This window comes from Haladaptatus sp. AB618 (assembly GCF_024136965.1).
Classification (GTDB): domain Archaea; phylum Halobacteriota; class Halobacteria; order Halobacteriales; family Haladaptataceae; genus Haladaptatus.
In genome coordinates this window covers 84835-110754 of the sequence record NZ_JAMYJX010000003.1, presented here as the reverse complement: position 1 = coordinate 110754, position 25920 = coordinate 84835, and the positions used below count along the sequence as shown (strand labels likewise).

Annotated in this window: 22 protein-coding genes; 8 read left to right on the top strand and 14 right to left on the bottom strand. The window is 62.9% G+C overall.

Annotation, left to right across the window (positions count from 1 at the left end):
- Nucleotides 1–74 precede the first annotated feature (74 nt).
- Entirely contained in the window at nucleotides 75–1277 is a 1203-nt protein-coding gene (locus NKF26_RS10895; protein ID WP_253228139.1) for an amidohydrolase, read from the bottom strand.
- Between the two features lie 156 nt (nucleotides 1278–1433).
- A complete protein-coding gene (locus NKF26_RS10890) occupies nucleotides 1434–2213 on the bottom strand; it encodes an enoyl-CoA hydratase/isomerase family protein (RefSeq protein ID WP_253228140.1) in 780 nt (259 codons plus the stop codon).
- Between the two features lie 142 nt (nucleotides 2214–2355).
- Here NKF26_RS10890 and NKF26_RS10885 point away from each other — a divergent pair, with 142 nt between their 5' ends.
- The 3 genes from NKF26_RS10885 (at nucleotide 2356) to NKF26_RS10875 (ending at nucleotide 6958) form a co-directional block, all read left to right on the top strand.
- Nucleotides 2356–3735, top strand: a complete 1380-nt coding sequence (locus NKF26_RS10885; protein ID WP_253234302.1) for an NAD(P)/FAD-dependent oxidoreductase — start codon at nucleotides 2356–2358, stop codon at nucleotides 3733–3735.
- A gap of 622 nt (nucleotides 3736–4357) precedes the next feature.
- Nucleotides 4358–5599, top strand: coding sequence for an Nramp family divalent metal transporter (locus NKF26_RS10880; RefSeq protein WP_253234301.1), 1242 nt, complete (start codon nucleotides 4358–4360; stop codon nucleotides 5597–5599).
- A 423-nt stretch (nucleotides 5600–6022) separates the two neighbouring features.
- Nucleotides 6023–6958, top strand: a complete 936-nt coding sequence (locus NKF26_RS10875) for an alpha/beta hydrolase (protein WP_253234300.1) — start codon at nucleotides 6023–6025, stop codon at nucleotides 6956–6958.
- Between the two features lie 433 nt (nucleotides 6959–7391).
- Here NKF26_RS10875 and NKF26_RS10870 read toward each other — a convergent pair whose 3' ends face one another.
- Both NKF26_RS10870 and NKF26_RS10865 read right to left on the bottom strand, forming a co-directional pair.
- On the bottom strand, nucleotides 7392–8231 hold the full coding sequence (locus NKF26_RS10870; RefSeq protein ID WP_253234299.1) for an SDR family NAD(P)-dependent oxidoreductase: 840 nt from the start codon (nucleotides 8229–8231) through the stop codon (nucleotides 7392–7394).
- Between the two features lie 133 nt (nucleotides 8232–8364).
- Nucleotides 8365–8715, bottom strand: coding sequence for a VOC family protein (locus NKF26_RS10865; protein WP_253234298.1), 351 nt, complete (start codon nucleotides 8713–8715; stop codon nucleotides 8365–8367).
- A gap of 224 nt (nucleotides 8716–8939) precedes the next feature.
- On the opposite strand from NKF26_RS10865, the gene NKF26_RS10860 reads away from it, so the two are divergent.
- From NKF26_RS10860 to NKF26_RS10850, 3 genes are all read left to right on the top strand, one after another.
- Nucleotides 8940–10142 carry a glycoside hydrolase family 18 protein gene (locus NKF26_RS10860; RefSeq protein ID WP_253234297.1) on the top strand — a complete coding sequence of 401 codons (1203 nt, stop codon included), beginning with the start codon at nucleotides 8940–8942 and terminating at the stop codon, nucleotides 10140–10142.
- Nucleotides 10143–10223: 81 nt separating this feature from the next.
- Nucleotides 10224–11216 carry a PHB depolymerase family esterase gene (locus tag NKF26_RS10855; protein ID WP_253234296.1) on the top strand — a complete coding sequence of 331 codons (993 nt, stop codon included), beginning with the start codon at nucleotides 10224–10226 and terminating at the stop codon, nucleotides 11214–11216.
- Nucleotides 11217–11224: 8 nt separating this feature from the next.
- A complete protein-coding gene (locus tag NKF26_RS10850) occupies nucleotides 11225–12694 on the top strand; it encodes a PHB depolymerase family esterase (RefSeq protein WP_253234295.1) in 1470 nt (489 codons plus the stop codon).
- A gap of 57 nt (nucleotides 12695–12751) precedes the next feature.
- On the opposite strand, the gene NKF26_RS10845 is transcribed toward NKF26_RS10850, so the two are convergent.
- The gene (locus NKF26_RS10845) at nucleotides 12752–13048 is read right to left on the bottom strand and encodes a transcriptional regulator (protein ID WP_066143163.1); all 297 of its coding nucleotides are present in this window, start codon (nucleotides 13046–13048) and stop codon (nucleotides 12752–12754) included.
- 128 nt (nucleotides 13049–13176) lie between these two features.
- Between NKF26_RS10845 and NKF26_RS10840 the strand changes: the two genes are divergently transcribed.
- Together NKF26_RS10840 and NKF26_RS10835 are read left to right on the top strand one after the other, a co-directional pair.
- Nucleotides 13177–15159 carry a bacterio-opsin activator domain-containing protein gene (locus NKF26_RS10840; protein WP_253228149.1) on the top strand — a complete coding sequence of 661 codons (1983 nt, stop codon included), beginning with the start codon at nucleotides 13177–13179 and terminating at the stop codon, nucleotides 15157–15159.
- Between the two features lie 91 nt (nucleotides 15160–15250).
- Nucleotides 15251–16225, top strand: coding sequence for a sugar phosphate nucleotidyltransferase (locus tag NKF26_RS10835; protein ID WP_253228150.1), 975 nt, complete (start codon nucleotides 15251–15253; stop codon nucleotides 16223–16225).
- Nucleotides 16226–16437: 212 nt separating this feature from the next.
- On the opposite strand, the gene NKF26_RS10830 is transcribed toward NKF26_RS10835, so the two are convergent.
- The 9 genes from NKF26_RS10830 to NKF26_RS10790 form a co-directional block, all read right to left on the bottom strand.
- Nucleotides 16438–17145 carry a diphthine--ammonia ligase gene (locus tag NKF26_RS10830; protein ID WP_253228151.1) on the bottom strand — a complete coding sequence of 236 codons (708 nt, stop codon included), beginning with the start codon at nucleotides 17143–17145 and terminating at the stop codon, nucleotides 16438–16440.
- Between the two features lie 37 nt (nucleotides 17146–17182).
- On the bottom strand, nucleotides 17183–18322 hold the full coding sequence (locus tag NKF26_RS10825; protein WP_253228152.1) for a DUF373 family protein: 1140 nt from the start codon (nucleotides 18320–18322) through the stop codon (nucleotides 17183–17185).
- Between the two features lie 139 nt (nucleotides 18323–18461).
- The gene (locus tag NKF26_RS10820) at nucleotides 18462–19643 is read right to left on the bottom strand and encodes a bifunctional oligoribonuclease/PAP phosphatase NrnA (RefSeq protein WP_253228153.1); all 1182 of its coding nucleotides are present in this window, start codon (nucleotides 19641–19643) and stop codon (nucleotides 18462–18464) included.
- 67 nt (nucleotides 19644–19710) lie between these two features.
- Nucleotides 19711–20550, bottom strand: a complete 840-nt coding sequence (locus NKF26_RS10815; protein ID WP_253234294.1) for an SDR family oxidoreductase — start codon at nucleotides 20548–20550, stop codon at nucleotides 19711–19713.
- Between the two features lie 42 nt (nucleotides 20551–20592).
- The gene (locus NKF26_RS10810; protein ID WP_253228155.1) at nucleotides 20593–21024 is read right to left on the bottom strand and encodes a DUF5791 family protein; all 432 of its coding nucleotides are present in this window, start codon (nucleotides 21022–21024) and stop codon (nucleotides 20593–20595) included.
- Entirely contained in the window at nucleotides 21002–24214 is a 3213-nt protein-coding gene (locus NKF26_RS10805) for a hypothetical protein (RefSeq protein ID WP_253234293.1), read from the bottom strand. The genes NKF26_RS10810 and NKF26_RS10805 overlap by 23 nt, the downstream gene beginning before the upstream one ends.
- A complete protein-coding gene (locus NKF26_RS10800) occupies nucleotides 24211–25044 on the bottom strand; it encodes a hypothetical protein (RefSeq protein WP_253234292.1) in 834 nt (277 codons plus the stop codon). Before NKF26_RS10800 ends, NKF26_RS10805 begins: the two co-directional genes overlap by 4 nt.
- On the bottom strand, nucleotides 25041–25439 hold the full coding sequence (locus NKF26_RS10795) for a hypothetical protein (RefSeq protein WP_253228158.1): 399 nt from the start codon (nucleotides 25437–25439) through the stop codon (nucleotides 25041–25043). The genes NKF26_RS10800 and NKF26_RS10795 overlap by 4 nt, the downstream gene beginning before the upstream one ends.
- Nucleotides 25417–25902 carry a hypothetical protein gene (locus NKF26_RS10790; RefSeq protein WP_253228159.1) on the bottom strand — a complete coding sequence of 162 codons (486 nt, stop codon included), beginning with the start codon at nucleotides 25900–25902 and terminating at the stop codon, nucleotides 25417–25419. Before NKF26_RS10790 ends, NKF26_RS10795 begins: the two co-directional genes overlap by 23 nt.
- Nucleotides 25903–25920: the final 18 nt, after the last annotated feature.

Here is a 25920-nt window from a genome sequence, read left to right as displayed (position 1 = left end):
CTAAAAGCCCAACCCTTTGACTCTGTCAGCAACGAGAGAGGTAGTGGTGAAAAGCGAGCAGAGTCGAAACATCGTCACCACGCGTACTCGTCGCGCGGGTCGCGGTCGTCGCGCGACGCGTCGTACGCGTGCTGGCCATCGACGAAGACGTGCTGGGCGTCGGCGGTGATGTCGAACGGTTCGCCGTCCCAGACGACGAGGTCGGCGTCCGTCCCCTCTTCCAGCGTTCCCACGCGGTCCTCGATTCCCAGAATCTCGGCGGGGTTACGCGTGACGGTCCGGAGGGCGGCTTCCTCCGGGAGTCCCTCACGGATCGCTAGTCCGACACAGACATCGAGGTGTTCCTGCGGGAGGACAGGCGCGTCGGTCTGGATGGCGATTGTGACCCCCGCGTCGTGGAGGATGCCGGGGGTTTCGAAGGTGATGTTCGACAGTTCGTACTTCGCGCCGGAGTAAAAGGACGGGCCGACGATGGCGGGCACGTCGCGCTTTACGAACTCCTCCGCGAGCGCGTGACCCTCGGTGGCGTGCTCGATCGACAGGTCCGAGATGCCGAACTCGTCGGTGATGCGGAACACGGTGGCGATGTCGTCGGCGCGGTGGGCGTGCACGCGGAGCGGGAGGTCTCCCTCGATGACCCGCGACAGGTTCTCCATGCCCAAGTCGCGCTCGAACGGGTCGCCGTCCTCGGCGGCCTTCTCCCGGCGGTCGGTGTAGTCCTCGGCGTCCATGAACGCCTGTCGGAGGGTGGCCGCGATGCCGGGGCGTGTGGTGGGCTGGCGGTCCTTCTGATCGCCGTGGAACCGCTTCGGATTCTCGCCCATCGCGGCCTTCATGCCGTCCTCCCGGATCAGCATCTCGTCGGCGATGTCCCCGTAGGTTTTCATCGAACAGATGATGCCGCCGATGACGTTCGCGCTCCCCATCCGGGCGCTGACGGTCGTCACCCCGCCCTGGTAGGCGTGGCGCAGGTGCTCGTCGCGCGGGTGAAAGCCGTCCAGCGCGTTGACGTGCGGCGTCACCGGGTCCGAGAGTTCGTTGACATCCCCGTCCTCAGGCTCGCCCCACTCGCCCATCCCGGCATGACTATGGGCCTCCACGAGACCCGGCGTCACTGGCTTCCCACGCGCATCGATGACCTCGGCGTCATCTGGGACCTCCACGTCGCCCTCCGCGCCGACCGCCACGATTTTCCCGTCCTCGAACAGCACGATACCGCCATCGATGGTTCCCGCGTCGGCGACCGTGCGAACGTCTCCATTGAGGATTGCCTGCATGCCACAACCTCCGAGGGCGGGAGAATGAGTATTTCGGTTCGAAACACAGGTTACCGATTTCCGCACGTATAACCCATTCATCCCCGCCTACCCTCATTCAGCCACTACCCATCTACTCACCTACCACCCACCATCGACTTCCTTCGAACCGCCCAACTACTTTCCTTCGAATTCCGGTTCGCCCTCGCCGAAGAATGCGTTCAGCCCCCGCTCGAAATCGGCCGTCGTGGTCATCCGGGCGATGGAATCCGTCTCGGCGGCCATCTGTGCCGACAGGTCCCGTCCCTGACCCCGATTGAACAGGCGTTTAGTCGCGCCATAGGCCCTCGTCGGACCGTCCGCGAACTTCGCGGCGAGTTCGTCGAGGCGCTCGTCGAAGTTGGACGCGACTTCCGTCGCCAAACCCATCTCGACGGCCGCTTCGGCGTCGATGGGTTCGTCGAGCAGGGCGATCTCCTTCGCCCGCCGGAGGCCGACGATTTTCGGGAGGAAGAACGTCGAACCGGCGTCGCCGGTCAGACCGACGCGCGGGTAGGCGAACTCCAGTCTGGCGTCCTCGGCGAGCAGGACGATGTCGCCCGACAGCGCGAGGCCGAACCCGCCGCCCGCCGCGACGCCGTTCACGCCGGTCACGACGGGTTTCGGTGCCCGCGCGAGGTTTTCGATGGCGCGGTGGAGGGAGGAAGCGATGCTTCTAAGCGTCCGGCCGTCGCTCGCGTCGCCCGAGAGCACCGACAGGTCCGCGCCGGTGTTGAACACGCCGTCGGTTCCGGTGAGCACGATACACCGCGAATCGTCCTCGTACAGGTCGGCCGTCGCCGTCCGCAGTTCGGCGGCCATCGCGGGATTCATCGAGTTGTGCGTCTCCGGGCGGTCCATCCTCACGCGCGCTACGTCGTCGGTTCGTTCGACGGAGAGGTGTTCGAACTCTGCCATACCGTTTCTGTGGGCGGAATCGCCAAAACAGTACCGTGGTACGGTGACCGATCCCGTGTAGTACGGCGACCGATTTCGATTCCTAACGCTCGCGCGACCGAAGGCTAAGAATTTAGTATCCCTCCTTGAGTAGCGTAGGAATATGGAGCGATTCGACGTTGCGATAGTGGGCGGGGGCCCCGCAGGGATGGCGGCCGGTGAACAAGCAGGGAAACACGGTGCGAGTGCCGTCGTCCTCGAAAAGGGCGTCCCGCGCGAGGACCGCGAGTTCCTCGGTCCCGACTCGACCGACGCCGCCGGAATGCTGGATTACTGGATCGACATCATGGACGAGGACTACGAGGATATTCCCGACGAGGCCGTCCTGCAGGTCCTCGACAGCGCGGACTTCATCGGCCCGAACGAGGCTGTCACCCTCCGCGGTACGGGCATAGAAGCGTCGTACCCGAACATGGGATTCACCTTCTTCCGCGCCCGCATGGACGACTGGCTACGGGAGCGTGTCGAGGATGCGGGAACGGAGTACCGCGTCGGCGTCGGCGTCAGGGGCGTCGAAACCGACCTCGACGCGGAGTACCGTCACGCGCTTCGACTCGCCGACGGCGAGGACATCGAGGCGAAGTACCTCGTCCTCGCCGACGGGCCACAGCGTCAGGTCACGCTCGGGGCGCTCGACCAGTTCATGCCCGAGGGAAGTTCCACGAGCGACTACCTCAGCCCGCCGGAAGTGAACCACATCGCGTATCAGGAGTACCGCGAGTTCCCCGAAGAGGTGTTCGAAAAGTCCGCCATCAAGTTCTGGTGGGGCGTCATCCCCGGCGAGACGGCCTACCCGTGGGTCTTCCCGAACGACGGCACGGTTGCCCGCGTGGGCCTCACCATGCCCATCGGGATGACGTTGGACGACGTCGATGACCCCGACTCCTACGACCTCCTCCGCCCGGACGACGAGGGACTCCCCCGTCCGAACGAGTACATCCGCCGCCTCCTCGAACGCGAGTACGGCGACGAGTACGACATCGAGGAGGACTTCCCGCTCGTGGAGGACCGCGGGAAATCGAACGGCACCGAAACGTACCCCATCTCCTCGACGCGGCCCATCGAATCGCCGGTCGGAGCCGGAATCGCCGTCGCTGGCGGCGCGATGGGAACGACCAGCGCCTTCCACGAGGGCGGCTACCACGTCGCGGTTCGCTCGGGCAAGATCGCCGGAAAACTCGCCGCGACCGACGACATCGAATCGTACAACGACGAGTGGAAGGACGCGATCGGCGACGAACTCCTGCGCAACATCGCCTTCGCGGACATCGTGGAGGAGTACGGCCCGGACGACTGGGACAAGGCGTTCTCGATGGTGAACAAACTGCTCAACGACGACGGCACCGGAATCGGGAAACTCGATTCGTCCAGCCTCTCGTCCGGCGTTCGCGCCGGGAGGCTCATGGCCCAGTACAAGAAGACGAAGTTCGGTTACCGGAACGGCAAGTACGTGCAGGTCACCGAGGACGAGTACACGTACTGACGCGACACCGACTATCCGTTCCGACGTCCGGATTTTCGACTCCGAATATCTGTTCTGATAACTGAATCCGAAACTCCTTATCCGGCCGCGGTCTACCCTTCGATGCGCACCTCAGTCCCCGCCGGAGTACTCCCACTTCGGGAGCGATGACCGAGCGGAGAACCCAGGTGTGCAACAGTTCAGTGAGCGTAGTGAGCTCCAAAATCACTGCCCGTGAGTCGGGGCTAACTGGCTCGGAAGTCGGTCGCCATTACTGACGCGACCCGCTTCGACGGTTCAGCCGTCAAAAGTTGGCGATATTCTCGCCCGCCCGGCACGAGGGTTTGCCAGCCGACTCGGCACGCCGCCACGGAATGAGGCTGGAGGTTAGTGTTCCGGGCGACATTTCCATTACTCCGACAGAGCCAGTCGAACGCCTCCATCCGATCGGGGAGGACGTGAGTGTTCGTCACGAGCGTCGAACGGAATATTTCCGAGTGCACGGAGCGTTGCGAGCGGAAGGACCCCGACAGATAACTGAATACGCCTCTCGTGGAGGTTTGAGCGCCTCAATCGACAGTTCGGCAGATGGTGTTGGAACCACAAATAATATTATTAGCCGCGTCTAATCTACGGGTAACCAATGTCTAATCGTACTTTCTCCTTTCGCGAGCTGGCGAAGTACATGGGACCGGGATTTCTCATCTCGGTCGCGTACATGGACCCAGGGAACTGGGCGACGAACATCTCCGGCGGCGCGAAGTACGGCACTGCTCTTCTCTGGGTGATCGTGCTCGCCTCTATGATGGCGATGGGTATCCAAATCGTCGCTGCCAAACTCGGTATCGCAACCGGAAAAGGAATCGCACAGCTCTGCCGTGAACGTCTCCCGCGGCGCGTCGTGATCGTCCTCTGGGCGGCCGCCGAACTGGCGATGATCGCCACCGACATGGCGGAGATCATCGGGGCAGCCATCGGATTCAGCCTCATCTTCAACATCCCGCTTCCCGGCGGCGCGATCCTCGCCGGGGCGTCCAGCTTCGCGCTGCTCGGCGTCCGCACCGCTTACAAGCGGGGCTTCCGCGCCATCGAGTACGTGATTATGGCCCTCGTCGGGGTCATCGCGCTCGCCTTCGTCTTCGAGGTCGTGCTCGCCCAGCCAACCACCGGACAGGTCGCCGCCGGTCTCGCGCCATCGATCCCGAACGCTGACGCCCTCTACGTCGCCATCGGTATCCTCGGCGCGACCGTGATGCCGCACTCGATCTACCTCCACCCCTACATCGTGCAGGACAGACGGGAACGCCTCGTCGCCGAGTCCGGAGACACCGAAGACGTCCACCGCAACCACTTCCGCTACGAATCGATCGACACCATCGTCGCGCTGTTCGGCGCGATGTTCGTCAACGCCGCGATGCTCGTGGTCGCCGCCGCGGCACTCACCGGAACCGGAATCAGCACGCTGAACGATGCCTACGTCACCCTGAGCGGCGTCTTCGGCTCGAACGCGAGCCTCGCGTTCGGCATCGCGCTCATCGCCGCCGGACTTTCCTCCTCGCTCGTCGCGACGATGTCCGGCCAGACCGTCATGGACGGGTTTCTGGACTGGAACGTGAACGTCTGGATCCGGCGCTCGGTCACGCTGGTTCCCAGTCTCGTCGTCGTTATCGCCGGGTTCGACCCGACGAGCGTCCTCGTCGCCAGCCAGGTTGCCCTCTCGTTCGAGTTGCCGTTCGTCCTGATACCGCTCGTCTACTTCACCCGCGAAGAGGGCCTTATGGGCACGTTCGTCAACCGCACCAGCACGACGGGGGTCATGGGCGTCATCGTCGCGCTGATCTCCGTGCTCAACGTCTGGCTGCTCTACACCACGATATTCGGCTAAGTTCGGGTGAACGCCGACTTCGGGACGGAGTTGCACGAGCCATCGAAGACCAGTCGTCTCGGAGTCACGTGCACTGCACTGCGCGCTAACCGCTATCATCCGATTATATATTTTCCGAGACACGACACGAGGTATGAGTTCGACGGAAAAACGCCTGTTCGCTATCGGGGCACTGCTCTGCTTTATCGGGGTATTGTACGGTATCTGGCTCTACTCCACGGCCCCGACGGTTACTTTCGACGACGTCGTTGCCCTTCTTTTCCTCGTGTTACCCGGAGCGGTATGCACGAAACGAGTTTTCGATGACCCCTCACCGTGAGAAGAAACAGTTCGTGACACCACAGACTCCGACTCACACGAATGACACCGGAGACCTGCCGCAGCACGAACAATCATTGGTCTCGATTCCCCAATCGTTCGGGTATGCAAGCCGACGAAATCGACCCACAGGCGAAGGCAGCGGTCGAGCGTCAGGACCTATTTCCGCTCCCGCACAGTCGTCGCGGGGTAAAAATCGCCCGCCTCATCACCCGACCGGCGATGTGGCTACAGAATCGGAACCCGCCGAGCGTCGGTGCGACCGTGGACCGGACGATTCCCGGTCCCGCGGACGACCTCGACGCTCGCCTCTACCTCCCCGATGCGAACGGACCGTTTCCCACGGTCGTGTTCTTCCACGGAGGCGGGTTCGTCTTCGGAAGCATCGACACGCACGACTGGCTCTGCCGACACCTCACGCGGGAGAGCGGCCTGGCCGTTCTCTCGGTCGACTACCGACTCGCACCCGAACACCCCTTCCCCGCGGCGGTCGAGGACGCCCACGCCGCCGTCGAATGGGCGGCCGAAAACCCGGACGCGATCCGTGGAACCGGGGAAATCGCAGTCGCGGGCGATTCCGCGGGTGGGAATCTAGCCGCCGTCGCCGCGCTCATGGCCGCCGAGCGCGACGGTCCGGAAATCGCCCATCAGGCGCTCATCTACCCCGGCGTCGGCGTCGAGGACGACCAGCAGTCCGTCCGAGAGCACACGGGTATCGTCCTCAGCGAATCCGACTTGGAGTGGTACGAACGGTGCTACTACGTGAACGAAATCCACCAGCGAAACCCGTACGCCGACCCGACGAAGGCGGCCGACGTGTCGGATGTCGCTCCCGCAACGGTCATCACCGCCGGATTCGACCCGCTCCGCGACGGCGGGAAGGCGTACGCCGAACAACTCGTCCGGGACGGCGTTCCAACGCGCTACGAGAACTACGAGACGATGGTCCACGGGTTCATGACGTTACGCCAGGTAGACCGCGCCCACGAAGCCATCGCGGACGTCGCCGCCGACCTCGCGGACGCGCTCGACGGCGACTAAACAGCAGTTGATAATCCGAATTCTTCATTCAGAAGAGTGGATGAAACGGCGCATGAATGGAGAACGTGAGTCTCTCACGATTTCCGTCGGTGCGCTCTATACGAAACCATCCCGCCACCTACGAGGATAAACACGATCGAGAAGAATGGGTAATCGATGACGTTGGTTAGCGTCCCCACGGCGTACACGAGACCGATCAGTGCGAGTCCGACATTGACCGGGGAAAGGACCCGAACAGACGAAGGGGCTTCTGTGTCCGCTGCATTGGAGGACATGAATAGATGTATTTCGGTTCAGAGTATAGCTTTTTCTGACACGCTGAGCTGTTCGATGCGCTTGCACGCCTACGTAACGAACTGACAGATTCGTCCAGAATTCAGCATGAATAAGGAAACTGTGCTACTATCTACTGTACAGTATCGCGTATCGATTCTCAGTCGGCCGCTTGCCCGCCGTCGACGGGCAAGGTGTGCCCGGTGATGTACGAGGCGTCGGACGAACAGAGGAACGCCACCGCCCCGGCCATCTCCTCCGGTTCGGCGATGCGGTCCATCGGGACGTCCCGCATGGCCGACGTATCGAAATCGGACCACACCGTCCGAATCGCCGTCCGAATCAGGTCGATGGCCGTCCCGAGACGGTCCCGCAGCGACATCGACGACCAAGCGCCGGGGCCGCCCATCAATCCGGATTGGATGTTCGTCTTCGTCGGACCGGGCGCGATGGCGTTGATTCGGACGCCCCGACTGGCGTATTCGAGCGCGGCCGACTTGGTCAGCCCGACGACCCCGTGCTTGCTGGCCGAATAGCTGGAGAGTCCGCCCATCCCGACCAAACCGGCTTCGGACGCCGTGTTGACGATGGCACCGCTTCCCTGTTCGTTCATGACGGGAAGTTCGGCCTTCATGCAGGCCCAAATCCCCTTCAGGTTGATGTCGAGCAACCTGTCCCAGTGACCTTCCTCGATACCAGTCATTTCCACGAAATCCGTGAGGATTCCCGCGTTGTTGTGCGCGAAATCGAGGCTTCCGTAGGTTTCGACCGTGACATCGACCATGTGCTCGACGGACGCGAGGTCGGAAACGTCCACTTCGACGAACGTCGCGTCACCGGCAGCGTCCTCGATGAGTTCGACCGTTTCACGGGCCGAATCCTCGACGATGTCGGCGACGACGACGTTCGCGCCTTCCTCGGCGAACCGGCGCGCGGACGCACGCCCGATTCCCGACCCTGCTCCCGTCACGAGTGCCGTCTTCCCTGCTAATCCGTTCATGGATGGTTCGTCTGGACAATCCAACAGATATCGACATAGCCCTTCGGAAGGGTGGTCGGTGGTGGCGAACCGACGACCACGACAACTGCTCTGCGATTCGTAACTCCCAGAGAGTACTGAAGACCCGACCGTCCTATCTGGCTCCGAATTCGATGGAGAATCCGCCCGGCGCTTCGACGTAGAAGTCGTAGGTGTTGTGTCGCATTTTGACGTCCGTCACGTCGTAGCCGTCCTCCTCCAGTCGGCGGTGTTTCTCGTCCACGAGGTCCTCGTCGTCGACGAAGAAGCCGATGTGGAAACTGCTCGGGTACTTGATGTCCTCGCCCTCCTTTCCCCGCATCAAGGTCAAGACGGTCCCGGCGTCGTCCGAGAGAATCGTGATGGCGGGACTGCCACCCCGTTTCTCCAAGTCGAAGTACTCCTCGAAGAACGCCGTCGTGGTCTCCACATCCGACACGGTGAGATTGGTGTGGTTCAGTTGCATGATGAAATTCGTGGATCGGTTCTCGGATTGGGCAACCGAAGTTCGTCCGAATCCGCCCCGAACTACGGTCCGTGTGTCGTTAATAACTGGTGCTCGTTTCGGGGCTTCGGAACCAACGGCCGGTTTTCCGTTTCCGATACTATCCTCAATTCCAGAAATTTGAGGAATGAAATTATAAAGCTAGGGTATGTTTTTATTTATTGTTATACTTATCGCTACGATGGATGAAAATACAAAATAGCGGCGTGGGACGGCGGCGATACCTACAGGGTGCCGGAGCGGCGACGACGCTGGCGCTGTTCGGGAATACGGTCGAGGCGAGGGAAGGTCACGAAGACCACCATCGCCACCGACACGGACGGCGGTCGGACAAACGCGTCGTCGCGTACTATCCGTCGTGGGCGGGCGATTACACGCCGCGGGACGTGCCGTACGACAAACTCACACACCTGAACTACGCGTTTCTCGAATCGGAAGCGAACGGCGAGGTGAAACTCGCCGTCACGGGCGATTACGCCCCAGAAGTGCTGGAACAGTTCGAGGAGATTACGCACGAACAGCCGTGGACGACGTTCATGCTCACGATCGCGGAGTTCGGGGACAACATGTCGGCCGCGGCCTCGACGGCCGACAGTCGAAAACGGTTCGCCCGGACGGCCGTCGAACACCTCCGAAAATACAACTTCGACGGCATCGACATCGATTGGGAGTACCCGGACGGTTCGGTTCGGGAGGACGACCCGGAAAACTTCACGCTGTTGCTGGAGGAGATTCGAAATCGACTGGACGAGGCCGAAGAGGAGGACGACCAGCACTACGAACTCAGCATGGCGGCGGCCCCCATTCCGTCGAATATCGACCCGTTGGAGGTTGAGAAAATCGCGGAGTACCTGGACTTCATCAACGTGATGAACTACAACTTTTATGGAAGCTGGAGTTCCGCGACGAACTTCAACGCGCCGCTGTACGCGCCGTACGACGACCCGACGTACTGGCAACGACTGCTCACGGTGGACCACGCGATGCAGTACTGGGCCGAAAAGCCCATCGCGCGGGACAAACTCGTCTGCGGGACGCCGTTTTACGGCTTCGTCTTCGAGAACGTCGGAAACGAGAATCGGGGACTCTTCCAACCGTTCGACGGCGCGGACACCCAATCGTATCACGCCATTCGCCAACTCAAGAGCAAGCCGCAGTACCAGTATCACTGGCATCGCGAGGCGCGCGTTCCGTGGCTGTACTCCGAGACGGACGACACCTTCGTCACCTACGACGACCATCATTCGGTCATGGAGAAATCGCGGTACGTCAGGGACAACGACTTCGGCGGGATGATGTGCTGGGAACTTTCACACGACCCCAGCAACACGCTCATCAGCGCGATACACGCCGCGCTCGGCTGTTCGCGCCGACGCGGACGACGATAAATATCGCGCCCATCGGGCAATATTTACATATTAACCCACCAATAGATTTTGTTCGACATCATTGGTACGTTTCGTCATAGCATGAAAATTGACAGGCGAACGCTCCTGCGGTCGGTGGGCGGTACGGTGGCCACAGCGGGCGTCTTGGGAAGTGCGGGAACGGCGGCGGCGACGGGGAGTTACACGAACCACTACTACGACGGCTTCGACTACTGGAGATACGTCCCGGATTCGGCGGGGTCGAACCCGCCGTTGATGGTGATGCTCCACGGGTGTTCGCAGGACGCGGACCAGTTCCGACAGGAGACGCGCATGAACGAAGTTGCGGACGAGGAGGGGTTCGTCGTCATCTACCCCGATCAGTACAACGCGCGGAACCCGGCCCAGTGCTGGAACTGGTTCTACGATGCGAACACGATGCGGGGCTACGGTGAGGCGGCCGTCATCGCCGGAATAACGCGGACGACCATCGACGCCGAGAACTGCGACCCCGAGCGCGTGTACGTCGCCGGACTCTCGGCCGGTGCGGCGATGGTGCCGAACCTGCTCGCGGAGTACGCCGACATCTACGCGGCGGGCGGCGTTCACTCCGGCTTGGAGTACGACGCGGCCGACACCTCGGCGGGCGGAACGACGGCGATGCTGTACGGCGGGCCGGACCCCGAGTTGAAGGGAACCGACGCCTACGATACGATGGACATCTACGACACCGTGAGCGAACTGCCGACCATCGTCTTCCACGGGACGGCGGACACGACCGTCTACCCCATCAACGGCGAGCAGGCGACGAAACAGGCGATTCAGACCAACGACCTCGCGTCCGATGGATCGGACGACGACAACGTCGATACGACGGCCGACCGCACCTACGGCGGCCAAGGATCGAGTATGGACTACGCTGTATCCGAGTACCACGACGAGAACGGGAATTCGCTCGTCGAACACTGGGAAGTCGAGGGCATGGATCACGCGTGGTCCGGTGGAGTCGCTGGCGGGGAGTTCACCGCACCCGGCGGGCCGGACGCCAGTCGAATCATCTGGGAGTTCGTCTCCGGATTTACGAGGGGTCGATGACCATGCGGATGAAACGACGCACCCTCCTGAAGTCCGTCGGCGCGACGGTCGGCGCGAGCACGCTCGTCGCTGGGACCAGCAGTGCGGCAGCGGGCGCGTACACCTCGGAAACGTACAACGGCCGGACGTACAAGAAGTACGTTCCGACGGGAGCGGACGGGTCGCCGATTCCGCTCGTCGTCATGCTTCACGGTTGTACCCAGAGTCCCGACCAGTTCAAGAACGAGACGAAGATGAACGACGTCGCCGAGAGCGAGACGTTCATCGCCATCTATCCCGACCAGACGACGAGCGCGAACGCAAACGAGTGTTGGAACTGGTTCGAGGATTCGAACACGACGCGGGGCAGCGGCGAGGCCGCACTCATAGCCGGGATGGCCGAGGACGTGATGGGGGCGAACACGGTTGACGAAGACCGGGTCTTTCTCGCCGGATTCTCCGCCGGGGCGGGAATGGTGCCGAACCTGCTCGCCGCCTATCCCGACCTGTACGCCGCGGGGGCGGTTCACTCGGGGCTGGAGTACGGCGCGGCCGATGGCGTGACCGACGCGACGATGGCCATGACGCAGGGCGGCCCGGACCCGCAGACGCAGGGGACGGCGGCGTATCAGGCGATGCAGTCGAACGGCGTCACCGACACGATTCCGACCATCGTCTTCCACGGCACGAGCGACTACACCGTTTACCCGAAGAACGGGAATCAGGCCGCCGAGCAGGCCACCCAGACCAACGACCTCGCATCGGACGGAGCCGACGACGACGATATCGACTACACCGCCGACGCGACGCGAGACGGACAGGCCAGTAGCCTGAGCTACACCGTCTCCGAGTACCGCGACGGGAACGGCGATACCATCGTCGAGAAGTGGATGATCGACAGCATGGGACACGCGTGGTCCGGCGGCGCGCAGGGTGGTTCCTACACCGCCCCCGGCGGCCCGGACGCGAGCCAAATCATCTGGAACTTCTTCGCGGACCACCCGCGCGATGGGTCGGGCGATGGCGGCGATGGTGGAGACGGCGGGAACGACAACTCCGCACCCACCGCGACCGTCAGCGCCAGTCCGAGTTCGCCGGACGTCGACGAAACCGTCACCTTCGACGCCAGCGGGTCCAGCGATTCGGATGGCTCTATTGCGAGCTACGACTGGGACTTCGGCGACGGGTCAAGCGCAACCGGCGCGACCGTCACCCACAGTTACGGGTCGTCGGGGCAGTACACGGCCAGCGTCACGGTCACCGACGACGACGGCGCGACCGGAAACGATTCAGTAACCATTTCGGTCGGCTCCGGTTTCACGGGCTACTGCGGCACGGCTTACAACTACGAACACGCGGACGCGGGCCGTGCCTATCAGGACACCTCGACCGGTGCCTACTACGCCATCGGCTCTGACGACTACCTCGGCTTCCCGGCCTACACGAGCACGCTGAAGGAAACCTCCGAAGGCTACTACGAAGCCGTCAGTTCGTGCTGAGCCGTTTCCGAAATCGAAGCCTCCCCGTTATTTCATCGGTCGGTCGAAGCCGCCCCGTCATTCGGTCTCTCGGATCACGAACGTGGGTTCGTCGATGGCTTCGCTCTTACATTCGGGACACCGGGAGGGGCGGTTTGCGGGGTTGTCGAACCGGTCGAAGCCACAGTCCCGGCATTCGGGCGGAGCGACGAGCAGTTGCTCGTCGTTCGATTCGACGGAGCGAGCGATGTGTTCGACGTGGCGAACTGCCGCGCCTGCCGTGATTTCGAACTCCCCTGCAAGGGTACTCGGCGAGGCCGGTTCGGTTCGGAGAAACGCCGCGATTTGCTCGCGCGTCGTCTCGTCGTCGCGCATACCAGTCGTTAGTCACGCTGGTTCAAATTACTACCGCGACGAAACTGACAACATAAACTGTTTTCCCGCCCGGGTGCATGAGATAATTTGCGATGGGGGAGCACACGGCCGGAGGAGACTCATTCGAGATGAGAACGACGAGGAGCCATACGGTCCTGTTTGTCGAGCACGAAACCGACATCGCACGGCGACTCGATCAGGGGCACGAGAACCTGACGGTTCACTCGGTTTCGTCCGCAGCGGACTGTCTCTCCCGTCTCGACAGCGACGCCATCGACTGCGTCGTCAGTAACCACCTCTTGCCCGATTCGACAGGAGTCGAACTCCTCGATTCGATACGCGACGACCATCCGAACCTCCCGTTCGTCCTACTGACCGACAACGGAAACGAGCGAATCGCCAGCGAGGCGATCAGTCTCGGAGTGAGCGATTACGTTCCACTGAGCGCGCTCGATGGGACGGAGGAGTTACGGCAACGGATCGTTGACGCGATTTACGATCGGATCGGTGGCCACAGCGATACCCACATCAAGACGCTCATGAGCGCGTTCCCGGACGTCGCCTTTCTTCTGGACGAGACGGGAAAATACTGCGAACTGCTCGTCGGCCCTAACTCGGAGGCCCTCGCCGCGACAGCGCCGCCGGACCTCGTCGGCCGACGGTTACATGACGTCTTTTCGGACGACATCGCGGACAGTTTTTTACGCCACATCCATCGGACGCTGGAGAGCGGGCAGGTCGAAACGATGGAATATCCGCTCGCCGTCGAAAGCGGACAACGATGGTTCGAGGCGCGCTCGACGCCGCTTGGCCAACAGATCGGTGGCCAGGACGTCGTCGTCTGGGTTGCTCGTGATATCACCGAGCGACGGCAACGCGAGCAAACGCTGGCCCATCAGCACGAGGAACTGGAGACGCTGAACCGAATCCACTGGGTGATACAGGAAGTCATCCGCGACCTCGTGCATGCGGCGACCCGCGACGACATCGAGCAGATAGTGTGTGAACGATTGGTCGAATCCGGACTGTACGAACTCGCGTGGACGGACGAGAGCGAGGTCAGCCGCGGGGGCGTGACTCCCCGAACCCGCGCCGGTGGAATCGAGGGCTATCTCGACATACTCATCGACTACGGCGACAGGCTCGGCAACGACCCCGCGAGCGAGGCGATGCGTAGCGACGAACTGCAGGTGATTCAGGACGTCCGGGAGACGGACATGCTTCCCGAAGAGATACGCGAGGAAGCGCTTGACCGCGACATCGAATCGGGGATTTCGATTCCCATCTCGTACGGCAACACGATGTACGGGTCGCTGTCGCTCGTCTCGACGCGAAGCGGCGTGCTCGGCGACCGAGCACAGGCCGCCCTCGAAATCCTCGGGGACACCATCGGCTTCGCCATCAACGCCGCGAAGAACAAGCAGATCCTGCTGTCGGACAGCACCGTCGAACTCGAATTCCACGTGACCGGCTCCCGCGACGCGGTCATGGCTGCCTCCCGTCATCTCAACTGTACGTGTCACCTCATGGGATTGGTCCCGGCCTCCGACGGGGAACTGCTGCACTACGTTCGTGCCGAGGATGCGCCCGCGGACCGTCTCGAAACCATGCTCTCCGAGGACGAACACGTCGGCGAGTGCCGACTCATCGACACGGACGACGACGGACTAGTTATCGAGGTTCGGATGACCGAATCGACGGTCAAGCGGTTGGTCGAGGCCGGTGCCGCCGTCCAATCCGCGACCGCAAACGGTGGCGAAGTCTCCATCGTCGCCGAAATTCCGCACGAGACGGACGTTCGCAAGGTCGTCGATACGTTTCAGGCGGCGTATCCGATGGCGGAACTGGTCGGCAAACGAACCATCGACCGCCCGATTCAAACCGCACAGGAGTTCCGCCGCTCGCTGACCGACCGTCTGACCGACAGACAGGAGACGGCGCTCCGAACCGCGTACTTCGCGGGGTACTACGATTGGCCGCGCGGAAGCACCGCCGAAGAGGTCGCTGGCGCGCTCGACATCGCCTCCGCCACGCTCCACTACCATCTTCGGAAGGCACAACACCAACTGCTCGCCTCGCTGTTCGACGAACGGAACACCGACGAGCCGTGACGAGGACTCCGTTCACGACGGGGACGACCCTATTGTATCCAACGGCTGAGGTATGAAAAAGGACTTAGGGGGTCGGAGTGACGGTCAAACCATGAAAGCCGTCGTCCTCGCCGGTGGATATGCGACACGTCTGTGGCCGATTACGAAACAGCGACCGAAGATGTTTCTGCCGATCGGTGAAACAACGGTCATCGACCGCATCTTCGCTGACCTCGAAGCCGACGAGCGTGTCGACACCGTCTACGTGAGCACGAACGAACGATTCGCCGACGACTTCCGCGAGCATCTCGCGGAGAGCGAATTCGAAAAACCACAGCTGAGCGTCGAAGACACGTCCGAGGAGGACGAGAAGTTCGGCGTCGTCGGCGCTCTCGCCCAACTCGTCGAGCGCGAGGAGGTGGACGACGACCTCGTCGTCATCGCCGGAGACAACCTCATCAGCTTCGACGTCGGCGACTTCGTGAACTTCTTCGAGAACAAGGGAGAATCCTGCCTCGCCGCCTACGACGTCGGCAGCAAGGAACTCGCGAAGGCCTACGGGTTGGTCGAACTCGACGGCGACCGCGTCGTGGACTTTCAGGAGAAACCGGAAGACCCCCACTCCACGCTGGTCTCCATCGCCTGCTATGCGTTCACCGCCGAAACCCTCCCGCTTCTCGAACAGTACCTCACCGACGGGAACAACCCCGACGAACCCGGGTGGTTCCTCCAATGGTTGCAGTCGCGCAACCCCGTTTACGCCTACACCTTCGAGGAAGCGTGGTTCGACATCGGAACCCCCGAAAGCTACCTCGAAGCCGTCGCGTGGTTCCTCGACGGGGAATCCTATATCGCCGACAGCGCCACCCTCGACAACGCCGACATCGGCCACAACGTCCACGTGATGGACGGCGCGGAACTGACCGACGCCAACCTCGAAAACGCCATCATCTTCCCCGATGCCACGATTCAGGGGTGTGACGTGCGTGACACCATCATAGACGAAGGCACCTACGTCGAGAACATGGACCTGGCTGGCGCACTCATCGGTGCACACACCCAGATCACGAATCAGCGGGACGAGTAAACGCACCTTTCGTTCCCACCTTTTTTCTTCGTCGGGTACCGCGAGAGCCGAAGGCTCTCGCGTACCACTCCTCGAAAAAATCTGGACCAAAAAAGAGCCGCTCGCTCACTTCGTTCGCTCGCGGAACAGTTGCTTACCGCGATTCCGCCCCGCGACTGCCCTCCGCAACGACTGCAAAAACCCATAACCGCCAACCGCACGGTAAACCGCGATTACTCGCCCAACTCTGCGTCCGTAATCCGCAACCGTCCGCGGTCCCCGTCCCACTCGGTTTCGTATTCGAGTTCGATGGGCCGGTCCATGTGCGGCGCGTCCGTCACGAGGGTTTCGAACTCTCCACCCTCGCCGAGAATGTGGACGCCGTACTCCTCGTTGAGTTCCTCCAACTCGTCCAGTGCGTCGGCGTCGAGGGTCCGTCCGAGCCACGACTCGTCCAAACCGTAGGCCGCAACTTGGACGATTTTGATCTCGAAACCGGCGTCGAGCATGGCGTCCGCGAGTTCGCGCGGGTCCTGCTGCCAGAGGGGAGCGAACAGGTCGATACCGAGGTCGTCACAGAGGTCCTGAATCCGGTGTGTCTGGAACTCGCTTTCGACCGCACCCGCCGTCACGCCCGCGAGGTCGACGTCGAGGTCGCGGAGCGCGTCCTCCATGATTTCGGTTTCCATGTCGCCCTGTTCGCCCGCGTCCTCGACCGATTCGGCGTCGAAGTCACCCTCGACGTTCACGAGCGGGATGCCGATGCTTTCGGCGGCGAGCGCCGTGAGTTCCGTCGCCGGGACGTGGTACATGTACGAGTCGCCTTTCGGGTGAACGGTGAGCAGTCGCTCGACGTTCAGGCCCTCTTCGAGCGCACGGTAGAGCGCCCACGAGGAGTCCTTGCCGCCGGAGAAGAGGCTGACCCACGCCTGCTGATTCATATGATGGTTTGCGAGTCGGGGAATAAATGAACCTCGGTTACTCGGCCAGTTCCTCGTTGATGGTCGTCCCGCTAATGTAGGACGCCACGCGAACGCCGATGAGGCTGACGAGGACTCCGAGGACGACGTACACCGCGAGTCGGGTTCCGGGGTCGAGTGTGAGTCGCTGAATCGTCGTCTGCCCGACCATTATCTGGGGAATCACGACGGGCTTGATCTTTCCGGCGCGCTGGAGGAAGTAGGCCGAGAACCCGCGGACGACCAACCCGACCGCGAGCACGCCGAACGGCAGGTTGAGATACGAGTTCCGTACGCTGTCGTTACGGATGGCCTCGTCCAGCAAGCGACCCATGCTGGCGGTGAGCGCGGCCACGGCTATCCACGGGACGCTCTCGAAGACGAACGCCATCGCGGTCATGAGGACGTTGCCGGTGGAGTCCATCGGCGCTGCTCGGAGCGCCCCGGCGAACACGCCGATGAGCGATAGTCCCACGGCGACGACGTAGGTGACGATGGAAACCCGCCCGGAGTAGAGGGCGTCGCGGGCCTCGCCGGGCAGGTTGCGAAAATAGGACCCGATGGCGAGTCCCTTGTACAGCGCGAACAGGCCGACGACGGCCGCGATGGCGGACGTCGCCATGGCGAGCCCCAACCGTAACAGCAACACTGGGAACGCGATGAGCGCGATGCCGGTCGGCACGAGGACGGTCTGGCGCAGTTCCTCGTCCGCGAGGAACTGCTTCAGCAGGTAGTAGGTGGATTCGATGTCGCGGGCCTGCCGGACGACCACGCGGTCCACCGCGTCCACCCGGACGCGACTCTCCACGATGGGGACGAGGCGTTCGTCCTCCGCGCTATCGATGACGATGATCGTCGAGTCGGGGTCGTGTTCCGCGATGAGGTCGTCGAGTTGGGCGGCCACGGCGCGGTCGGCACCGACGCGCGTGTCGGCGGTACCGGAGATGACGGCGACCATCGATTCCTCGTCTTCGTCCCGCAGGTCGCGGGCCACGCGGAGCGCTTCGAGAAGACAGTTGACACTCGAATCCTCGGGATCGGCCAACCCGACATCGGTGACGAGCGCCTGGACCGCTTCCCATCCCGCGACGGGCATCTCCAGCCCCGTCTTGCGTCCGATGTCGTCGTTTCGATCGACACACACCACCAGCGTACTCATTCGGTACTCCACCCCAGACGGCGAAAGGATAAAAAGGTCGTCTTTATCCCGACTGTTCTACTCAATGATATACTAGTCACCCCCGTCACTCGTTCGTTGTCATCGTCGAATCGGGTACAAGCAGTGCGACGATCGACAGTCAGACGTTCCCGTTCAGTGCATCGAAAATTCCGTCGATGAACTCCCGGTCCAACCAGAGACCCGCTTCCATCCCCCCGGCGATGACCGCCGATTCGACCGGCACTTGCCCGCCACCCATCCGTGCGTGCCCACCGGCGTTGGCACCCGGGAAGTCCGTGACGGCCGCCTGCAGCGCCTTTCCCATGTGAACTCGGTCGTCGCGCGACCGTCCCGAGATGTAGAGCGTGTCCTCGCGCTTGCCGTAGACGACGACGGCCGTCACCCCTTCGAGTTGCATGAGTTCGTCCGCGGCCTGCGGAATCGCGTCGGCGTTCGAGAGCGAGCCAACGTTACAGACCGCAAAGGAGCCGCGAACCTCCCGTTCCGTGATCGCCCGCGACTTGATTTCCAGCACTTCTGCGCTCACCTGCGGGTTCGCGATTCGGTCGAGTCGGTGCTCGTCCACGCCGCGATAGAGGTATGCACTCGCCGAGAACTCCGCCGCCGAACAGCCGTTCGTCAGGTGTTTCGTGTCGGACTGTATCCCGTACAGCAAGCCGGTGGCGATGTGGGACGGGAGAACGAACTCGTCCTCGGGCGGAATCTCGTCCGGACCGACGGGTGTCGCTCCGAGGTCGTCGAAGTACTCCGCGACGATGGTCGAACACGCGCCGTACTTCGTTCGCTTGTCCGTGAACACCTCGCCGGTACCGTTTCCTGGATGGTGGTCGACGACGGCGTACGGTTCGATCCGTTCCGCGCCGTTGAATCCGCGCGGAGTGTTATGATCGACGAGAACGATGGTAGAAGCAGCGAGGTCGGTTACGTGTTCGACGCGGTCGAGTTCGAGGTCGAGAATGGTTCGGAACGCGCGGTTTTCCTGATGTCGTATCTGTCCTGTATACTGCAGTGTTACGTCCGTTCCGACCGTTTCAGCGAGATACGCGATCGCGATACCACACGCCATCGCATCCGGGTCGGGATTGGGGTGCAACAGGACGACGAGTTCGTCCCGTTTGGCTAACGCCCGTTTGAGCCGAGCCCCTTTCGGTCGCCGAATCCAGCGGACGACCAGCCACGCCGAAACCACCAACACGATCGCACCGAGGACGCCCCCGACGACCAACATCGGATTGTCGGAACTGTAGAGTTGCGCACTGCGGAACAGCCCCTGAACCGACTGGTCGGCCCGTAACTCCATACCCTCGAAGTCGATAGGGGAAACCAAGAACTTTTCCCAACGGTTACAGGTGTCAGACGATTCGGAACTATTGATACGTGTCAATTGCCGTCCGATACCCCTCTCGGTACGTCGGATAGCGGTATTCGTAGCCCATTTCGCGGAGTTTTTCGTTCGAACAGCGCTTGCTCGCTCGCGCCCGCTCGCTCGTCGGTTCGGCCCGCGGCGGGTGGGAAACGCCACACTCGTCCGCGAGCCAATCCGCCAGCACCGGTTTCCGGACGGGTTCGTCGTCCGTCGCGAGAACGACCTCGTTCCGCCCGTTTCCGGTTTCGAGGAGGTATCGAATCACGCCCGCCGCATCGTCGCGGTGGATCACGTTCAGATATCGGTCGGAGACCGGACCCTCCAGATACCGTTCCAACCGATAGCGATCCGGACCGTACAGGCCCGAGAACCGAGTGATCGTCCAGTCCCACCCGCGGTCCTCCTGCACGATTTCCTCGGCCTCGGCCAGAATCCCCTCCCGTTCGGTTCGTGGCTCCAACGGTGTCGATTCGTCCACCCACTCCCCGTCCCTGTCGCCGTACACTCCCGTACTCGACGTATAGACGATTCGTTCGGGCGGCGAACTCCGACCCGCGAAGTGGTCGAGGGTCGTCCGCAATCCATCGACGTACGCCGTCCGCGCCGCCTCCGAGTCGCGGCCGTCCGCGCTCACCGCGTAGACGAGCACGTCCACGTCGGGAATCGACGCGAGGGAATCCGCGTCCGTCACGTCCGCCTGTACGGCGTCCGCACCGACCTCCTCGACCGCCTGGAGACCGTCCTGAGACCGCCGAACACCGACAACGTCGTGTCCATCCGCGAGCAGTCCACGCGCGAGTGCAAGACCGACGTAGCCGCAACCGAGTACTCCGACGTTCATATCTTTCCTTCGAACGGAACGCGGATAACTTCCCTGAAACTGCTATCGGTCGTTTCGCTTGGCGATAGCGTGGTGGATGCGCGCGTACTCGTCCAGCGTCATCGGTCCTCGCCCCTCGATTTTCTTTTGGATAGCGCGCGCTTCGAGGTCGCCGTCGATCTCCCTCGCGAGCGTGTCGATGTCCACTACGCCCGTCGTCATTCCCATCAACAGGTGGTCGCGGACTTCGAGGAGGATCGAGTCCGAATCGGGCATTCCGTCCGCAGTCGCGAGAATCGCGGCAGCGTCTTCGAGCGTCATGTCGACCTGCTCGCCGTCGGCGACCGATTCGACCATTTCCGGGTCGAGGTCCGTCCCGTCTACCACTTCGTCGGGGCCGACCGACGTGATCGTCTCCGCGAGTTCTGCCAAGTACTCCTCGTGCAATCTCGTCGGCGTCGTCTCGCCGGGGTCATCTATCTCGTCGTAGAGCATGGTCGTCACGAAGGACGCGGGCGTCAAATGGATTGTCACTCCGATTTCCCCACCCGGATGAGCGTTCGTCGGCGTTCCCGTCCACGTCACCCACGCCAGTCTTTCCCGGTGGGACCGCGACGATGACGGTCGTTCCCGTATCGAACGAAACCGGCGTCGTCCGTCCAACGGTCTCCTTGGCACCATCGCCGTCGGTGTCCAACCGAACGATTCCGGCCTGTCGGCAGTACGCGACCGACGCACCCGGCGAGGTCGGCGCTCCCTCGCGTGCACGGACCGTAAACCGAGCGTACGTCCCCGAGACGTCCACCTGCCAGACGTTGACCGTGGCGTACCAATAGCCGGGAACCGGCGTGACCGGCAGTCCCGCGGGCATGTTCGCCATCGTTTCGTTGATCGATTCGTTCATTCGCCGCCGAACGCGCTTCTCGATGTACCCCTGGGCCGCCCCTTTCAGTTTCTCGGTCAACACCGTTCGAGCGGCCTTCACGACCGGTTTGACGCTCGATTCTTCCACACCGTCGGCGTTCTTCCGTGCGGATTCGAGGCCGAACCGAATTCGGAGCGTCACCGCATCGCGTTGCATCCGTGTCCAGTGTTTCCCCCCGCCAGACTGCAGTTCGATCGCTCGTGCGATACTCGTGGCGGCGGAACCGTTCGTCACGGCGATCGCCCGATCGGCCGTCGTTCGCCAGCGTGCCATGCCTCGATGAACTGCCGCACGGGATTCCGAATCGGATAGATCGACCGCATCGCTCGTGGCGAGTTCCGTTCCCACGCGTCGCTCGATATCGTCGAGCGACGCGTCGAGGTTGCGCTGTAGTTCGTCCCGCTGGCGGCGGAGCGACGCATTCGCCCCACCGGCGAGCGTTTCGTTCGCGGCCCGCAGGGCGAAGCCAGCCTTTCGAACGCTCACCCGTTCCGGTTCCCGTCCGTCCGACAGCAACGACGTGATCGTGTCCGAGATGTCGCCCGACGGGACGGTGAAGAGATTGACGTTTCGCGCCGCGAGCGGGTAGGCCGTCGTTCCCTGCGGCACGGCAGAGACGTGGCGATGCTCGACGGCGGAGAGCGTGAGATACGGCGGTGCACCGTCGACGCTAAGGTTTACTGGCTCGCCGGGACCGGCCGTCTGCAAGGAATGCCGTGACGGCGACGTGACGTTCGTCCGCGCGGCGAGAATCCGTTGAATCCGGTCGAGCGGGATTCCGGTGGCACCCTTCACAGCCTCCTCGAAACCCTTCTGCTCCTGTCGAGTACGATCGGCCCTGCTATCGAGCCGATCGATGACCGAATCGAGGTACGTAGCACGGGCCGCGTATCGAGCCCGATCCGCTGCGCTGTCGTAGCTCGACGGCGCGTCGATGAGTTCGCTCCGGCGCGCACGGAGGACGCGTGCGAGTTTCGACGCCGGGTTCGTCTTTCCCGCCGCGAGATTTCCGCGCGAGACCGTCACCGAGAGGTTTCGAATCCGGTTTCGGAGCCCCCGTACGTCGCTGTACGCCCACGACCGAACTTGGCTCGGATACCGCCCCTGTATCGTCACCGGTTGCGTGTTCAGCGTTCCGGACACCGCACGTCGTGCGAGTTCGTCCGCTCCGCCACGGTCGGTGACGAGTCGTTCGATCGCCTTCCCGGGAACGTCGGCGAGGTTCGGTCCGGAAAACGGCCCGCCCGGTTCGTACGCCGTCGGAAGCGGGCGAACCGGTGCGCGTTCGGTCGTCCGATGATCACCCGCGACCCCGAGGGAGACGACGAACTCGTCCGTCCAGTGTTGGGTCGTTTTCGTGGTGTGGCTCTTTCGCGCCGCTCGATCCGCACGGTCCGCACGATTCCTCGAACGACCTCGCTGCGAACCGCTGGACCCGTTCTCGCGTTTCCACCGCCGGATCACCGTGTGTTTTTGCACGACGCGGCGAGCACCCGTCCAGAGGAGGTGCCATCCGCTCGGCGTTCCGGGTGAGTTCGAGGATTCTCCCGCCTTTTCGACGACAGTGTGCGTTTTCGTCCGTTGACCGACGAGCGTCCAGTTCCCTCCGGGCGAGTGCAGTCGTGGTTCGTGTTCGTCGTGGACGTGTCGAACCGTCGTGACCGAGCGGGCGGAAACGCGGTACGCCGACCCGACCGCCGACGCCAGTTCGCTCGACGTTCCGCCGTCGATGAGATCCAGCAACGCTCGGTCCGCCGAGCGATTCACGCCGATTTTCGTCTTCGTCTCGGGAGAATACGCCGAGTTACTCGGCGAAGAAATCGTTCGAAAGTCGCCGTCCCCGCCGGTTGCTGAGTCGGCCGTGTCGAGGACGAGATTCGTCCACAGTTCACCGTGTTGGGTCGTCGGCACGAGGAGATCGGTCAGACCGACTCGTGCGGTAGCGCGCCGAAGACTTTGCCGTCCGCGCGGGTCGCTGACCCCGAACGATTTCCGCTGTTCTTCGAGAACCGCGCCGTTCGCCATCAGTTCGATGTGGCGGTTGCCGAGCACGTTCGCGATCGGCGCACCGCCGTACTGGGCGTACCCCCGCGCCCACGTCACGGCGTACAGTCGCGCGGTCAATCGACGGCCGAGTCCGGGGTCGAGCGGCCCGTTGTTCAGCCGTCGCTCGAATCGCTGTACGCGTTCGTGGAGCGCGAGGGCGGGAGTCTCCACGACGAGCGTTATTTCCTTTTCCGCACTGGCGACGGTCGTACCGTCACGAGTCGCACGGAGCGACACGTTCTCGATTCGGACGTGGAGGCCCGCCTCGGTGGGCTTCCCGACCGGTTCGATGTGGACCCGTTGTTTCGCCCGCCGGAGCGCAACCGCGTTCGGCGTGGCCCGGAGCGACGCGGTCGCACGAACGTCACCGACGTGCACCGAAACGGAGCGTAACCGCTGGCGGGCGGCGAGATATATTCGAAGACGGAGGTAATCGCGGAACGGGGTGGAGTCGTTGATGATCCGACCCGTGGTCGTGTTCGACGGTTCGATGAGTGGTCGAGCGGCCGCCGCTCGCCCGGCCTGCTGTACCGCCTCTCGGAGTGCGGTGTGGGTACCAGCGGTCACGCTACGCATGCTTCGATCGACGTTTTCGTTCACCTGCGGTGACTGTCGGGTGACCAACGCACCCGCGAAGGTGACGCTCCCGACCAACAGCAGGACGCCGATGAGCGCGAACGGAACCCTGCCTCGGGTGTCGTCGGCGAACCTCATGCGGACCACGTCCTGACGACGAGTTCGGTTCGTCCGACGGCGACCGAACGCGCGGCATCGGTCGGCGTCCCGAACGACCTTCGAATGTCCGATTCGATCGTTCTCGCCATCGCGTGGATGAGCGCCCGCCTCGTCTGCTGGCTATCGAGTCGGGGAGACGCCGAATCCACCGCGTCGTACGACCGAATCAACCGTCGAAATCGACGCGCGACGACGATTCCTGTTTCACGGTCTCGAAGGGCCATCCTCGTGGATTCGTTCGGAACCAATCCGGAGACGATTCCGGCGGCGACGACGCGAGCCACGCCGCGATAGCCGTCACGACGGGCGGCGTCGAGCGCTCGCGTTCGAACCCGTGGCATGCCGCTCGGAATCGAGCGAACGGCGGCGTGGACGTCCACGTCGCGGGGTGGTGATTCGCCGAGCGCGAACCGACCACCGAGTTCGGAATCCCGATACGGTTCCCATCGGACGAGGAGTTGTCTGTCGGCGGGATATCCGAGTCGCTCCTGCACCCGCCGGGAGACCGCGCGTTCGAACGAATCGCTCGTCGGTGACAACTCGGTTCCGCGAATCGTCGTGTTGGCGAGTGCGGCCTGCCCGAGGAGTTCGGCGAGCGTGCCGTGCGTCGTCGGGTGGGCCGTTACGGAATCGGACGAAATCGTGTAGTTCACGTTCGCCGTGCCCGTTTCGAGGACGTTCGCCGTCGATTCGGCGGTCCGCGTTCGAATCGGCGAGTCGGATGGCTTCGCGCCGACGAGGACGAAGGCGCTGGCACTGACCAACAACAGACACAGCGTCACGTCGACGACGGTACTGATGGCCCTCATGGCCACACCACCACGCGCAACGTGCCCGGGTAGATGTCTCCGGGACCGACATGCACGCTCACGGTTGCCGTCGCTGCATCGGTGGCGTCGGAGTTCTTCGGGGGTATCGGCCCTTCGTGCCATTCGTGTGACCCTGCCGAGAGGGTGACGTTGAGGTGATAGCCGTCGGGATTCGCGGTGGATACGCCTTCGAGACGGTCAGGATGGACGATTTCGTTCGAAGTTATTCGATCCTGGGCCGCCGAGAGTGTCGTCGGCGCAAGCGTTCGCTCGGACCGTGGCATCGCGCTTCCGAGGACGCCGGTGTAGGTGAGCAAACCGAGACAGACGGCGAAGACGGCGACGAGGGCAGCGATCGGTTCGGTCTGCGCCCTAGCCCGAGACCAGCGTCGCATCGACTCCCCCCCACGAAACACAGCGCACGCGAAGCCTGCTTTCCGCCCGTTTCCACGACGGCCGTCGATTTCGAGCGGTACGAACCGCCCGCCGGAACGCATCCGACGAGTCGAATACTGCTGATGGCGGCGTGCCGGACAGAATGCGGCGCAATTTCCCATCGGAACCGTCGCCAGCCCCGAACACGGGGATGACCGGGCCGTATCGAAACGTCGCGTGTGCGGTCCCGCCATCGTCGCGCAAGCCGAGACGGCGGGGACCGAGTCGAATCTGCCGTGCTGTAAGCGGATGTTCCCCAGTTGCAGAGTACGTACAGCCAGCGACGGAATCGACCGTGTCGGCGACGCTGGCGGCGTCGGGAGGCGGCGACGTCGGCAGTTCGATTGCGACGCCGAAGACGGCGAGACTCACCGTTGCGACACCGAGCCAAACGTACCACGCGTCGAGAGGTGCGTCGAACATGGGCCGGAGTCGTCCCGT